This is a genomic window from Moorena bouillonii PNG, from assembly GCF_001942495.1.
Classification (GTDB): Bacteria; Cyanobacteriota; Cyanobacteriia; order Cyanobacteriales; family Coleofasciculaceae; genus Moorena; species Moorena bouillonii.
This window is the reverse complement of record NZ_MKZS01000001.1, coordinates 5478008-5492348: the sequence shown is the minus strand read 5'-3', so window position 1 is coordinate 5492348 and position 14341 is coordinate 5478008. Positions and strand designations below refer to the sequence as shown.

General features: G+C 43.9%; 11 protein-coding genes. 5 read left to right on the top strand and 6 right to left on the bottom strand.

All coding sequences use genetic code 11. The features are described from left to right. Positions 1-49: 49 nt before the first annotated feature. From BJP37_RS22345 to tig, 6 genes are all read right to left on the bottom strand, one after another. The gene (locus BJP37_RS22345; protein ID WP_070394331.1) at positions 50-406 is read right to left on the bottom strand and encodes a HesB/IscA family protein; all 357 of its coding nucleotides are present in this window, start codon (positions 404-406) and stop codon (positions 50-52) included. A gap of 273 nt (positions 407-679) precedes the next feature. Continuing rightward, on the bottom strand, positions 680-1792 hold the full coding sequence (locus BJP37_RS22340; RefSeq protein WP_158069713.1) for a tetratricopeptide repeat protein: 1113 nt from the start codon (positions 1790-1792) through the stop codon (positions 680-682). Positions 1793-2298: 506 nt separating this feature from the next. Next, positions 2299-3138: an alpha/beta fold hydrolase gene (locus BJP37_RS22335; protein WP_075906352.1), complete on the bottom strand. Its 840-nt coding sequence runs from the start codon at positions 3136-3138 to the stop codon at positions 2299-2301. A 130-nt stretch (positions 3139-3268) separates the two neighbouring features. Beyond that, positions 3269-4615, bottom strand: coding sequence for an ATP-dependent protease ATP-binding subunit ClpX (clpX, locus tag BJP37_RS22330; RefSeq protein WP_070394328.1), 1347 nt, complete (start codon positions 4613-4615; stop codon positions 3269-3271). Positions 4616-4628: 13 nt separating this feature from the next. Continuing rightward, a complete protein-coding gene (gene clpP / locus BJP37_RS22325; RefSeq protein ID WP_070396835.1) occupies positions 4629-5318 on the bottom strand; it encodes an ATP-dependent Clp endopeptidase proteolytic subunit ClpP in 690 nt (229 codons plus the stop codon). 322 nt (positions 5319-5640) lie between these two features. Beyond that, on the bottom strand, positions 5641-7074 hold the full coding sequence (gene tig / locus BJP37_RS22320) for a trigger factor (RefSeq protein WP_075902070.1): 1434 nt from the start codon (positions 7072-7074) through the stop codon (positions 5641-5643). A 925-nt stretch (positions 7075-7999) separates the two neighbouring features. Here tig and BJP37_RS22315 point away from each other — a divergent pair. From BJP37_RS22315 to BJP37_RS22295, 5 genes are all read left to right on the top strand, one after another. Beyond that, complete coding sequence (locus BJP37_RS22315; RefSeq protein ID WP_075902068.1) at positions 8000-9037, top strand: aspartate-semialdehyde dehydrogenase; 1038 nt, start codon at positions 8000-8002, stop codon at positions 9035-9037. 114 nt (positions 9038-9151) lie between these two features. Beyond that, entirely contained in the window at positions 9152-10036 is an 885-nt protein-coding gene (gene dapA / locus BJP37_RS22310; protein WP_075902066.1) for a 4-hydroxy-tetrahydrodipicolinate synthase, read from the top strand. Positions 10037-10406: 370 nt separating this feature from the next. Beyond that, complete coding sequence (locus BJP37_RS22305; protein ID WP_075902064.1) at positions 10407-12167, top strand: ribonuclease J; 1761 nt, start codon at positions 10407-10409, stop codon at positions 12165-12167. Between the two features lie 913 nt (positions 12168-13080). Then, positions 13081-13458 (top strand): Mo-dependent nitrogenase C-terminal domain-containing protein, encoded by a 378-nt coding sequence (locus BJP37_RS22300; protein WP_075902062.1) that lies wholly within the window; start codon positions 13081-13083, stop codon positions 13456-13458. Positions 13459-13518: 60 nt separating this feature from the next. Beyond that, complete coding sequence (locus BJP37_RS22295; protein WP_075902060.1) at positions 13519-14289, top strand: hypothetical protein; 771 nt, start codon at positions 13519-13521, stop codon at positions 14287-14289. Positions 14290-14341 lie beyond the last annotated feature (52 nt).

Genomic DNA, 14341 nt, shown 5'->3' with positions numbered 1-14341 from the left:
TAGTCCTTGGTGGTGGTCTTGAACTGACAGACTTTCAACTAACAATCCCCTAAACGCTAAACGACTTACCACAGCCACAGCTTTGATTGGCATTGGGGTTGGTGAATTGGAATCCACCACCAATCATAGCATCGCTATAATCCAGTACCAGACCGTAGAGATAAAGCAGACTTTTTGGATCACAGATTATTTTGAAACCATCGTAGTCAAAGATTTCATCATTCTCCCGAATGTTACTAGGTTCTTCAAAATCCATCATGTAAGACAGTCCTGAACAGCCTCCCTGGCGAACACCAACTCGCAGGTAAAGGTCTTTTCCTTGGCTTTGTTGCAGGGCTAAAACATGCTTTAGGGCTTTGTCTGTCAGTTGAATACCTTTTTGCTGTGACTCAGTTGCTTGTGCCATTGCTTACTTGTGACTCCTAATTTTGGTTTGGTGTTAAGTTATTGTGCATCGTCAAGAAAGATAATTATCAGCCTCTAATCTTAGATGCACGCTTATACGCTCTCATCAAACTAGATGCTTCACAGCTTATACCTAAATCGGCTCTGCCAGTTCACAGTTTTGCTGTTTATCGATAATTATCTAATTGTCGTTAAATGGAAATTATTGGGGGTTTGAATCTTTATTGTAACGAGTCTTTAGGCTACCAGGCATTAATCATTCTACGTTGCATTATCAATCTAAGTTATGGTTTAACCTTCCACCGTGACTCAGATACTGGCTAATCTCTTCTTCACTAACTCGGTAACCACAGTTAATGATCATCTTCTGTACTTGTTTGCTGCACTGCACTCCTTGCTCAGATATACCCAGACAGTTATAAACTGTTCTCAGTTGAGAGAATTCAAGCTTTTCATGGAACAAGCTCTCCCCCTGGCCAGGATGGGAGATTTCTTGCCAAAGTCTTAAGGCTTGTAAGTGATACGCTAAGGCATGGGGGTAATTTCCCAAGTGGTAGTGAACCGCTCCGATATAATCTAAGCTTCTGGTGTTACCATGAAGTGATTTACTCAGTTCCTGACCAATCTCCAAAGCTTGATGATAGAAATCCAATGCCCGTAGTTCCTCACCTAGTCGGAAGTAAACTGTGCCAATCCTCTCAAGAGTAGTTAACTTGCGACTAGAGTAACGAGAGGATGTTTTTTTTTCGTGAATGGTTAGGGCTTGCTCCAAGACAGCAAGAGCTTGACGGTATCTTCCAAGCTGGGTATAAGCTTCCCCTATATTTGCCAGTGCTCTGCCTTCGCCCTCAATTGAATTGCCTGAGTTTTGAAAAATCTTCATCGCTTGGCGAAAGCATCTCAGAGCCAGTACTGGTTGATGCCAGCTATTGTGAATTTCCCCTAGGTGATTAAGGATTTTAGCAATCTCTGAGTGAGCTTGAGTTTTTTGGAAAATCCTCAATGCTTTTAGATAAACCTTAAATGCCTTATCATCCTGGTTAGTCTGGGAATAAGCCATGCCGAGATGATGAAGAATGACCCCTAAACTCTTGGGTGAACCAACATCATTGGCCATTTGTAAACTTTGCTCGAGACACTTGATTCCCCAGGCATACTCTCCCAAACGGCAATGAACTAACCCAATGCGTTTGAGAGTATCCACTTGACCAGCCAAATCTTCGTTAGTTTGACAAATTGCTAAGGTGTTTTGCAGTGTTTTTAGTATATTTTGTAACTGATTTTTGCGATACTTACGAGATTGAGGCTGGACAGGGTCATCTCCTGCAGTCTTGTTTTGGTGTTGATCGACTTCAGTTTCAACTAGATTCTGAACCAGATGTGCCATAGTAATATTGCTCCCTGATGTAGATGGAGGGGGGATGATGGAACCCAAGAAACTTGAGTAGCCCATCTCCATTGCTCATTTTCAGCAGTTATGTCTCTGTTTTACCTCGGTTACCAGAGATAAGATTCCTCACAACTTGCTGTATATTCCTAAATATATTTTTCAGTAAGTTAAGGAAATTATTGAGCTATTTATAAAAATTAACATCAGTAGCCTATGCACACTAATCTCGAAGAACCTAGTTGCCGTCATACATACTAGCTTCTTTCCCGATCTCCCCGTTAGGCAGTTGCCGAGGATGCGCTTCTTGAAGCAAACTCACTCTCAAAATCTGTCCGGAGAAGGGTCACACCTACTCGAATAAGGAAGTAGTAGATGCACCCTGATCACCGCCCCCAGCTTTTACAGGTTGGGGGTTTCCTGATTTTTTTACCTATTCCTCTGTGGTTCAGTCTTTTGAGCACTAACCACTTATTTTCCTCGAAGAGTAGTAATTTCTTTAAGCCTCAGCTAAGACAAATAAACTCCCGCAGCTGCTCTAGATAAACCCCTGGAGCCTCCAACATCGGAAAGTGAGCTGTATCAGGAATTTCAACATACTTCACGTTTTGACTTAATTGTGAAGCTCTACGCCCTAGTGCTGAAGGAATAATTTTGTCGTATTCACCAGAAACTAGCAGGGTTGGCACCTTTAACTGAGCGAACTTATTAGGCATTACCTCAGCCGCATACTTACTAACCGCAGTCAGCATTGTTCCCAAAGCTGCCTCATAATCTGCCATTAGGTAATCTGCCAAAAAAACCCGGCTCACTGCCCTAGGTAGGGGATGGTGCAAAAATCGCATCATGAACACGGTACCGGCCAAGGGAATATTTAACAACCAACCGGGGCGGAACTTAACTACTAACTCACCAACTTTGTGAAAAGCGGTGAAGGATTTCTCGTCATAATCAAAAATACCGCTATTATTCAAAATTGCCTGCTCAACCCGCCCAGGATAACGATTGAGAAACATCGTAGCAGCAGATGCCCCTAGGGAGTGGGCATTGATATAGATACGACCAAGTCCCAGGGTATCTAACAACACCACTAAATCTTCAGCATAGTCCTCCATCTCATAGGTCAATTTTGTCCCCTGTTGGGGTAATTTTGACCGACCAAACCCCCTTAGGTCATATAGGAGGCAGTCAAAGGTATTGGATAGAGCTTTAGCGGTACTTTCCCAGTAGCGAGACGAGCCACACCAGCCATGGATAAAGACCATCACAGGTTTATTTCCAGAAGCTGTTGACTTCTTTACCCATTCATAGTAGTGTTCTACACCCCGAATTTGAATGTAAGGCATTTTTCGACCTTTGTCCTTTGTTAATTGAAAATCAACAATCAACAATCAACAATCAACAATCAACAATCAACAATTAACAATTAACAATCAACAACCAATAAATTTGATTTTGACCAATGACAAATTACTACTATGCTGATTCCGGCTTTGGCAATGAAGAAGGATGAACCAATAGTTCAGCAGTTGAACGCTTCTCTACCATTTCCCTAGTGATTGTACAGCGAGTGACATCCTTACGAGAAGGCAACTCGTACATCACTTCCAGCATCAATTCTTCCACAATGCCCCTTAACGCCCTAGCACCAGTTTTACGACGGTAAGCTTCCTGGGCCAACGCTCGAATTGCATCTGGCATAAACTCCAAGTTAACATTGTCCATCTTCAGCAGCTTCATATACTGTTTGACCAGTGCATTCTTGGGTTCTGTCAAAATTGCCATCAGGGCTTCTTCATCCAGGGGTTCAATGACCGCTACCATTGGTATCCGACCAATGAACTCAGGAATCATGCCGAATTTCACCAAGTCATCTGGCTGCAAGTGTCGCAGAATATCCGCTGTGCGCTTTTCCTTCGACTGATTCTCTCCAGGCTGAATAAATCCCATGGAACGCTTGCCTAGGCGTTGCTCAACCACCTTATCCAAACCAACAAACGCACCACCGCAAATAAACAGAATATTGCTGGTGTCAATTTGAATGCAGTCTTGATAAGGATGTTTGCGTCCACCTTGAGGGGGCACATTAGCAATGGTGCCTTCTAGCATTTTCAGTAATGCTTGCTGGACTCCTTCCCCAGAAACATCCCTGGTAATGGAGGGATTTTCACTCTTGCGGGCTACCTTATCGATTTCATCGATATAGATAATCCCTCGCTGGGCTTCCTCTACATCCAGATCTGCCACTTGCAATAGTCGCAGTAAGATGTTTTCTACATCTTCCCCAACATAACCAGCTTCTGTCAGGGTTGTGGCATCTGCCACAGCAAAAGGCACATCTAATATTTTGGCTAAGGTTTGGGCGAGTAATGTTTTACCACAACCAGTAGGACCAATTAGAAGAATGTTGGACTTTTGTAGCTCTATGCCATCATCCATTATTCCCTGACCCTGACCCTGAGCTTTAGATTGGAGCAAGCTTAGGCGCTTGTAGTGGTTGTACACAGCAACTGACAGAACTTTTTTGGCTTCCTCCTGACCAATCACATGGTCATCTAGATACCGTTTAATTTCCCTGGGTTTGGGAATCTGATTCATAGAAATGCGGTTAGCACGGGGACGACGTTTCTTGGCAGGTTCTGGTCGAGGAGCAGGCTGGGGAGCAGGCGCACCGGAATCGAGTAACTCCTCATCTAAAATTTCATTACATAAATCAACACACTCATCACAAATATAGACTCCGGGGCCAGCAATTAATTTGCGTACTTGCTCTTGAGACTTACCGCAGAAGGAACATTTTAGATGGGAGTCGTATTTAGACATAAGAAGCCTCTTTCTAAATAGAAGCGACAGCTGCTTCCTGGTTAGGAAGATTCTGCCGGGAGATCACCTGGTCAATTAAACCATAGTCTTTAGCTTCCGCCGCTGACATGAAAAAGTCGCGTTCGGTATCTTCGGCAATTTGAGCCACCGGTTTACCGGTGTGATTAGCCAGTAATTCGTTAAGGGTTTGCTTGTGGTATAGAATTTCCTTAGCTTGAATTTCTATATCCACCGCTTGTCCCTGAGCACCGCCAAGGGGCTGGTGAATCATAATCCGAGAATTGGGCAATGCCATCCGCTTACCAGCAGCTCCCCCTGCTAGGAGAAATGCGCCCATACTAGCAGCTAAGCCATAGCATATGGTAACCACATCTGGGCGCACTTGCTGCATAGTATCATATATTGCCATCCCTGCAGTTACCGAGCCACCTGGGGAGTTGATATACAATTGGATATCCTTTTCCTCGTCTTCAGCTTCTAGGTATAACAGCTGGGCAACAATTGAGTCAGCTACCACATCATCGACCTGGGTTCCCAAAAACACAATGCGTTCTCGCAGCAGCCGCGAATAAATGTCAAATGCCCGTTCTCCCATTCCAGACTGCTCTACCACCATTGGTACAACACTACTGGAGGTGATTTGGTATTTATCTATAGAACTTAAGCTGGTGATTGAGCAATGAGGGGACACAGATTGCAGCATAGATTGCAGCATAGGATACAATTTGCCAAGACCTCTCGATTTATTAATAAAGGTGCTATCTAACAAGGGCACGAATAGGCATAAAGTCAAAGTCTCTATAGAAACTATTATGCCTTAACTGTTTGCTTGTTGGTGCAAGAGTTGACGGTTAGAGAGTTGAGGCTTATCTATAAGCCTAAGCTGTTGAGGATCTAGTGTTGAAAAGCGATCTAAGCTGAGCCTTGGGTTTCAGCCTCATAATTCTAAAAGTTAAATCCGTAACACCTTAGCCACTCGCTACCAAGTCCCCTGGGAAGATCACCAACAAGACCAACCCTACGATTTACTCAGAAACTGGTTCAGCTGGTACTTCAATAGTCTGGGAAGCCGCATCGGTTGTTTCTAGTTCAGTTACTGTAACAGCCGTGTCTTCTGCTTCAGTTTCTTCTTCGGTAATGGTTCCTTTGGGAACCAGCTCTATAGTACCGTGATCTTCTAACCATTTAATGGCTTTGAGTTTGAGCAAATCGGACTCGACAAATTCCCGCAGGCGATCCGGATCTACCTCTTGACCAGCCAACTGCTTCATCAATTCTTGACTTTTCGCTTCTATTTCCGAATCTTCAAGGGTTAGGGATTCACGTTTAGCTACTTCCTTAAGAGCTAGGGATTGTCGGAGGCTTTGGATAGCATCAGGACGTGATCGCTCTCGCAGCTGTGGTAGATTCTCTTCAGTAAACAGCCTTTTAACATCCATGCCCAACTGTTGCATCTGGATTGCTGTTTGGGTCAAAATTGTTTGGAGTTCCTGGTCAATTAGCGTTTCAGGCAAGTCAACTTCAACCTTTTCCAGGAGCGCGTTGATTAAAGCCTCCTCCTTGCTGGCTTGCGTTTCTTGATCAGCTTTTTCCTGAAACTCCTGCTGTAAATATTCCCGTAACTCTGCCAAGGTTTCCTTATCACTAACTTCTTGAGCGAAGTCGTCATCTAATTCTGGCAGCTCTTTTTCCTTGATTTCTTTTAGGGTGATGCTAAAGACCGACGACTTGCCAGCTAAATCTTCTAGGGGGTAATCTTCAGGAAACGTCACTGCTACTTCTTTATTCTGATCAGGATTCATACCAACAATCCCTTGAAGAATGTCCTCTAGGAACTTGCCTTCCCCAAGTTCAATTTCAAAATCCTTAGCTTCACCGTTAGGTATTACTGAGCCTTCATCCTCTTCGCTATCACTAGTAAATCGACCGACATAATCCACCACGACCACATCTCCCATCTGGGCTGGGCGTGATTCCACTGGTACTAGGGTAGCCTGATCAACACGCCGTTGTTCGAGAAAATTATCGACGGCATCCGGTTCAACCTTAGTTTCCTCAGCTTTCACACTTAAGCCATTGTATTCCCCTAAATTGACCACTGGTGGCACATCCACCGATGCGGTGAAGGTTAGGGGTTCTCCTGGTTTGAACTGGCTGAGCAAATCTTCTAAGGTAGAGGTTAAATTATAGTTTCCTAGTGCCTCAATTTGGGCTTGCTCAATCGCCTGCTTTAGACTACTGTCGAGCAACTCTTCGATGGCAGCAGCTTTTACCTGTTGGGAACCAAGACGTTGTAGCAAAACCTGACGGGGTACCTTCCCTGGCCGAAACCCAGGAATTCTGGCTGTGCGGGAAAGGTTCTGTAAAACCTTTTCATAGGCTTGTTTGGTCGTTTCAGCCGGAATTTCAATTTCCAGAGCAACCTGGCTAGCGGGAAGTTTTTCCTGAGTTACTTTCATTGACGCTTGGGTGTGAAGAGTTAATTGTTTAATTAGTTGGGACAATGGATAGTCAACCTGGCTTAATCAAAGATTCCACCTGGGGACTCCTATATTACTTTAGGTGTTGCCTGCTTGGACCAACAAAATTCACCAAAAAGATTTACATTGTTTCAGCCAAGGTATTTATCCACATGCACTAGTTGCCCTAGCCGACGCTTTGCCATCAAGGGGTTTGGCAACAAAGTCCCTTTGACTAATTTCTCAAGGGGTTTGACTCAAAACCCCGATCTCCAAAGGAGTAGAGGGTAAAACTAACCGTTATCAAGTATCGATACACATGGACAACCTCTACCTCCGATGGAACTAGACAGGAGCATCGAAAGCAATTAAGCAATTATGGTATGCTGATCCTAACAACCAGTTAAGCGTGAAGCACATCTACCAGTTCCTTTATGGCAGTAGAGACAACTATATATAGGTGGTTACTGCAGCCTTTAAGCAAGCTCTTAGTCGATCAGAGCTTTTCAAGTCTACCTAACACGCCAGTCGATGACTCTGGCCTGGGCTTAATAGGGCATTGTAAGTGATTACACTCGAGCTAATTGATAAGTTTATTAATATGTGGGCATTCCAGGCATTTTATTAAGACGCCAAGGGGCTATAGGGAACAGGGTCAGGGCAAGAATCAATAAGGAGGGATTATTATCAACAATATTGATAAAAAAGTGCAATAGTACTGATAATCAAGGCTTATTCTGGTCATAATCCTTGCGCAATATCACATTTTAGCTCAATTTTTATTGCGCTTACCCTGCTAAACCGAACCGTTATCAGAGGTTAAATACCTAGTAAGGGAAAAAAAATTTAGATACTCTTAAAGAATGCACTGATTAAATTATTAAAACATTAAGTATGTTGAATTGAATGAGTGGAGGAAAGTCATTTGTCTAGTCAAGTTCGCGTTGCCATCTTAGGCGCAACTGGTGCTGTAGGTGAAGAACTACGGTTACTCTTGCAAAGCCGAAACTTCCCACTGGCTGACCTTAAGCTGTTAGCCTCACCCCGCTCTGCTGGTCGTGTCATCCCCTTTGAGGGAGAAAAGTTACGAGTCGAAGCGGTGGGAGAGCACTCTTTTGATCAGGTAGATTTGGTCTTAGCATCAGCTGGGGGTGCAACGTCGAAAGCTTGGGCAGCTATTGCTGTAGAAAGTGGTGCAGTGGTCATTGATAACTCCAGTGCCTTTCGGATGGATCCACAAGTACCTCTAGTGATTCCGGAAATCAATCCAGAGGCAGCGGCAAATCATCAAGGAATTATTGCCAATCCCAATTGCACTACGATTTTAATGGGTATGGCAGTATGGCCATTACATCAGGTACAGCCAGTAAAACGCATAGTGGTAGCTACTTATCAATCCGCTAGTGGTGCTGGAATGAAAGCAATGGAAGAATTAAAATTACAGACTCAGGCAATTTTGAAAGGAGAAACGCCACCAACAGAAAGCTTTCCTTATCCTCTGGCATTTAACTTGTTCCCCCACAACTCCCCCTTAAATGAGCAGGGGTACTGCCAGGAAGAAATGAAGATGGTCCATGAAACCCGCAAAATATTTAATGCTCCACAGTTAAAAATTAGTGCTACCTGTGTACGGGTTCCCGTACTGCGTGCTCACTCAGAAGCAGTTAACCTAGAATTCGACCAACCTATGCCAGTGGCTCAGGCAAGAGAAGTATTAGCCACTGCCCCTGGAGTAAAACTAGTTGAAGATTGGCAGGCGAACTACTTCCCTATGCCTATTGATGCGTCCGGTAATGACGAAGTACTAGTGGGTAGGATTAGACAAGACCTTTCTCACCCTTGTGGTCTAGAAATTTGGTTGAGTGGAGACCAGATTCGTAAGGGTGCTGCCTTGAATGCAGTGCAAATTGCTGAGTTATTGGTAGCCAAAAATTGGCTAAAGACCTTAGTACCAAGTCCTTAGTCCTTTTTAGAAGCGCAAAAAGTATTCTGGAACAGCAAGCTTTACCAAAGAGCAATGACTAATGAATAATGGCTAATGAGCAATGACCAATAATTAATGAGGAGTTAGAAAAGGGTGGTCAATTTTGGACGTGTGCTAACGGCGATGATTACGCCGTTAAGGGAAGATAGCAGCGTCAATTATGCTGTGGCAGAGCACTTAGCAGCTCATTTGGTTGACAATGGGACAGATACTTTGGTGGTATGCGGCACCACTGGGGAGTCTCCTACCCTTACCTGGGATGAAGAGTACCAGCTATTCCAAGTAGTCCAAAAAGCAGTTGCAGGTAAAGCCAAGGTAATTGCTGGAACGGGTTCAAATTCTACAGAAGAAGCGATCGCTGCTACTGAAAAAGCTGCTAAACTAGGGTTAGATGGATCATTACAAGTTGTACCGTATTACAATAAGCCCCCACAGTCAGGACTATACCAACATTTCCAAGCGATCGCCAAATCGAGTCCTGACTTTCCCCTGATGCTCTACAATGTACCGGGTCGCACAGGACAAAATCTCCAACCGGAGACGATTGCTCGTTTAGCCCAAATTCCTAATATCGTAGCTGTTAAAGAGGCTAGTAGCGACTTCGAACAGACTAGTCAAATTAGGCGTTTAACCCCACCAGATTTTGCCATCTATTCTGGCGATGACTCCTTTACCCTAGCCACCCTGGCACTAGGAGGATCAGGTGTAGTTAGTGTAGCCAGTCATATGGTTGGTTCCCAAATTCAACAGATGATTAAAGCTTTTGAGAAGGGGAAAACTACCGAGGCGACTCTTATTCACCTCAAGCTTTTTCCCTTATTTAAAGTACTCTTTTGTACTACCAATCCTATCCCCATCAAAACAGCACTAGAACTTCAAGGTTGGCAGGTGGGTAGTTTTCGCTCACCGCTTTGCGAGCTACCCTCTGAATTAAAATCCCGTTTAAAGGAGGTTCTAATTGAGCTGGATTTAATTTAAATCAGTACTCATTTTTTTGTACCAATTACCTTTCATCAGATCTATTTCATCAGATCTATCTTCGCTTTGTAAGGGAGGAAAGATGAATGACTGCTTAGCGAAGACTATGTTATGGATTGCGAGGGAGATTAGTGAGCTATTAATGGTTTATTTAATTTTGGCTTCCTTTCTCCCTAATTTGATCATATTATTTTATTTCCTATTATTTTATTTCCTATTATTTTCACGTTTATTTGCTAATAATTAGTTTATCTGAAAAAGTTCTACATTATTATTGCTTTATCTGTGTGACTGATATATAGAACCCAAGAAAGGGAATTGGTATCACTTTTTTCAAGTTTTTACTAGCAAAAAAACTCAGAGGATTCAAATGACTAAGCAAACATCTAAACCAGCTTTAAAAATTATTCCCCTAGGCGGACTCCATGAAATTGGCAAGAACACTTGTGTTTTTGAATTCAATGACGAAATCCTGCTCTTAGATGCTGGGATTGGCTTCCCTAATGATGAGATGCATGGAATTAATATCGTCCTCCCCGATATGACCTATCTACGGGAAAATCAGCACAAAATCAAGGGCATGATTGTCACTCACGGTCATGAAGACCATATTGGTGGCATTCCCTATCATTTAAAGCAATTTGATATTCCCGTGATTTATGGACCCCGCTTAGCCATGGCATTACTTCAAGGCAAGCTAGAAGAAGCTGGTGTAGCTGACCACACGGAATTGAAACGTGTAATGCCCCGTGAAACCGTACGTATCGGTTCTTCATTCCTTGTAGAATTTATTCGCAACACTCACTCGATTGCTGATAGCTTTACCATTGCCATTCATACGCCAGTGGGTGTGATTATCCATACGGGTGATTTTAAAGTTGACCATACCCCTGTGGATGGAGAATTATTCGATTTCCAAAGACTAGCAGAACATGGGGAAAAAGGGGTTTTGTGCTTGATGAGTGACTCGACTAACGCCGAAGTTCCCGGACATACTCCATCTGAACGTTCGGTTTATCCGAATCTAGAACGGGCCATTGCCCAAGCACCAGGACGAGTCCTAGTGACTACCTTTGCCTCCTCAGTTCACCGGATAAGTATAGTCCTGGATATCGCCCAAAAACAAAACCGGAAGGTGGCAATTGTGGGTCGTTCTATGCTGAATGTGATTGCCCACGCTCGGACCCTGGGTTACATTAAATGCCCAGATAACTTGTTTGAGCCGTTAAAAGCCGTTAAAAATATAGCACCAGAAAAAATCCTGATTCTGACAACGGGTTCTCAAGGGGAACCGCTAGCGGCAATGACTCGCATTTCTAAAGGGGAACACCGGGAAATTCAAATCCAAGCAGGGGACACAGTGGTCTTCTCTGCCAACCCCATTCCTGGTAATACAATTGCGGTGGTGAATACCATTGATCGGTTAATGAAGCTGGGAGCCAATGTTGTGTATGGTCGTAAGCATGGCATTCATGTTTCTGGTCACGGTGCTCAGGAAGACCATAAACTGATGTTGGCTCTAACACGACCAAAATTCTTTATGCCGGTGCATGGTGAACATCGGATGCTAGTTCAACATGCCAAGATGGCTCATACTATGGGTATCCCTGTGGAAAATACTGTGATTACCGACAATGGGGATGTGGTGGAGTTATCTGAGGACAGCATTAGTATTACAGGTAACGTCCCCTCAGGTATTGAACTGGTAGACCGCACTGGTATTGTTCATGACAATGTTATGAAAGAACGTCAGCAGTTGGCTGGAGATGGAGTAGTGACTGTAGCTGCAGCAATCAGTTGGGATGGCAAACTCCTTGCCAAGCCAGAAATTCATCTGCGGGGTGTGGTCTCACCGTTAGAAACATCCCTCCTGCAACAGTTGGTGATCAAAAGAATTGAACGGACATTAAGCGATCGCTGGTCAGATTTTGATAAATCCTTGACAGAGAAACCGACTGAAATTGATTGGGAAGGCTTGCAAAAGCAAATTGAAGCGGACCTCCAGCGTTTAGCTCGCCGGGAACTCAGGAGTCGTCCTCTGGTGGTGTTCTTGCTGCAAACCCCAGAGGAACCACCAGTTAAGGTCACAGGTACGCGACGTCGGCGCTCTACTGCCAAGGTGGCATCATAAGCAGAAGGGTGAAGGTTCGCCCTTGGCGTCCTTTTTGCCTTCTTTTCGTACTTAATTCCCAAAAAGACTGACTTCAACACTCAGGAAACCACTAAATGTTGAAGTCAGTCTTTTTTTTTATGACATTAGAGCCACTGATGAGTTATTTTAATATCAATGATGAGTTATTCTAATCAGTGTGATTACTCAATCCCTATTGCCAAATTGCCAAAGTTCCGTAAGACTGACCAAGCTTGGTCATTACCGATCTTGGCAGCATATCAGTAGATGCAGTTAATTTCACTGATCAGCTAATTTAACAAATACGCTAGTACACATTTACTAGTACACATTTAACTGATCTATTGGAATTGATCACAGCTTGTTGGCAGTTGATGCTTAACCGTTAACAGTCAACTATGCTTTAAGCGCGCTACTTGAAAAGCTGCCCTTGCCAGTTATCAACTCTGATGCTCCTTAGTGCGAAGGAGCTGAGGCGGTCGTACTAAACTAAAAGCTCAGTTTATGTCCCTGGAAACTATAGAAACCAGTTGCTCCCATTGAGTAGCGTAAATGGGTATTAGCCTTACCTGGTTAACACTAACTGCTATCTATAGGAAGGATTTTTCCTGACTAGCGCCATGTTTGTGTCGATTGACTATATATATTTAATTCGATTTTAAGATCAGCTGCTGATTTCCAGCGGCGAAAAGACCCTATTCCAATAGTGATAGGGTCAGGACAAAAAAAAGGCGGTATGCCTGTAATAACCACCAAGATCGGCTCTCCTCAGGCAGAGGGGGGGTGTTATCTTGCTCTGGCAAGATATACATAAAAATGATCCTCTGTCAATCCGGTATGAGAAAGATATCTTGTGTAGTTATATTACAGGCGACTGGATTACCGCCTACTAGTAGTATCACAGGTAAAAGACATGAGTGTATCTGATTATACAATAAGTAAGCTAATCATTACAAGCCGGGTTTGGATTAACCCAGGAACAGATTCCTCCAAGGTTACAATTCCTGCCTTACCCGGCAAGACCAGGAAGACTTTTGATCTGCTGGAGCCATTACGGGAGTGGCTGAACCAAATTGAGGTTGATAACCCCAAATTCGCCCACCGTCTCTGCCGACTAATTCCAGCCCAGTGTCCTTTTGAACGGCAGATTAAACTGTTCAATCGCACTCTACTTCGGATTCCACCATTGTGTAAACTCAATCCTGTCTATGATGAAGTGGTAGCCCTGCGCTTCCGAGCACTGTCTTATCTGGCCGATGAATGTGGTGAAGATATCACCTGTTACTGCTAAAATTCCGAAACGAGAATTTTAGCTGCGGGCGTCGGGAAACCGTGCCTATTAGAAAACATCATGGCCATTATTGCCCTAAAAGCCTGGTATCTCCAGAAATACGAACCCATCAAAGAATTGGAGAAACGCCACCATGACCTGCGTTTAAGCAAAAATAGTTTGCTTAAGTCAGGCTTAAGAGCAGATTTTTTGGATGATAGCCAGGATGTGAAAAACTCTGAATGGTTTAAGCGTTACCTAGCAGGGGAAACAGTCGAGTTTTACATAGAAGGTAGTGGGGGCTATGCCATTTCCAATATTGACTTGATTTCTCACGAGATTTACTTCACGAAGCGAGAGGTAATGGCACAACTGTCGCCAATAATCTTTGTGAGTTACCAGACTGAATACAGTGCCTCTAGTGAGGCTTTGCGTAGCACCCTATCAGATACCCTAGACACCTTTAATCAGCGATCGCGTTTACCCTTAACCCTAGAAGAATCCCGACGCCCAATTGGTGAACCAATGCGCCTGGGGAGTACCCAGATGCGCAAAATCCGCAAAAGTCTAGTGTTCATTGCTGATGGCACCCCGGTGGCTGGTCTAGCAACGGAAAACAAACCGTTACTGATCCCTAGTCCCTATGTTTGTGTCGAAATCGGCTATGCTTTAACGGCTAAGCCGACGGAACAGATTTTGCTGATGAAGATGGAACGACCAGATTTACCAGGACAGTTCCCTTTTGATCTGCCTAGCTACCAGCAGCTGATCTGGCAAAATCCACAGGAACTGCGCCAAATGTTGCCAACGGTGATGGAAAATTTGTTGAAACGGTTTAATTTATCAACCTAGGGCGTGTCTGCAAACCCAATAATTTAGGTTAGAGAGATTTGCAATCGCGAGC

What these genes read in the sequence shown, in the direction of transcription:
- BJP37_RS22345 (WP_070394331.1), bottom strand. Translation starts at nt 406, where the DNA reads ATGGCACAAGCAACTGAGTCACAGCAAAAAGGTATTCAACTGACAGAC.
- BJP37_RS22340 (WP_158069713.1), bottom strand. Translation starts at nt 1,792, where the DNA reads ATGGCACATCTGGTTCAGAATCTAGTTGAAACTGAAGTCGATCAACAC.
- BJP37_RS22335 (WP_075906352.1), bottom strand. Translation starts at nt 3,138, where the DNA reads ATGCCTTACATTCAAATTCGGGGTGTAGAACACTACTATGAATGGGTA.
- clpX (WP_070394328.1), bottom strand. Translation starts at nt 4,615, where the DNA reads ATGTCTAAATACGACTCCCATCTAAAATGTTCCTTCTGCGGTAAGTCT.
- clpP (WP_070396835.1), bottom strand. Translation starts at nt 5,318, where the DNA reads ATGCTGCAATCTGTGTCCCCTCATTGCTCAATCACCAGCTTAAGTTCT.
- tig (WP_075902070.1), bottom strand. Translation starts at nt 7,074, where the DNA reads ATGAAAGTAACTCAGGAAAAACTTCCCGCTAGCCAGGTTGCTCTGGAA.
- BJP37_RS22305 (WP_075902064.1), top strand. Translation starts at nt 10,407, where the DNA reads ATGACTAAGCAAACATCTAAACCAGCTTTAAAAATTATTCCCCTAGGC.
- BJP37_RS22300 (WP_075902062.1), top strand. Translation starts at nt 13,081, where the DNA reads ATGAGTGTATCTGATTATACAATAAGTAAGCTAATCATTACAAGCCGG.
- BJP37_RS22295 (WP_075902060.1), top strand. Translation starts at nt 13,519, where the DNA reads ATGGCCATTATTGCCCTAAAAGCCTGGTATCTCCAGAAATACGAACCC.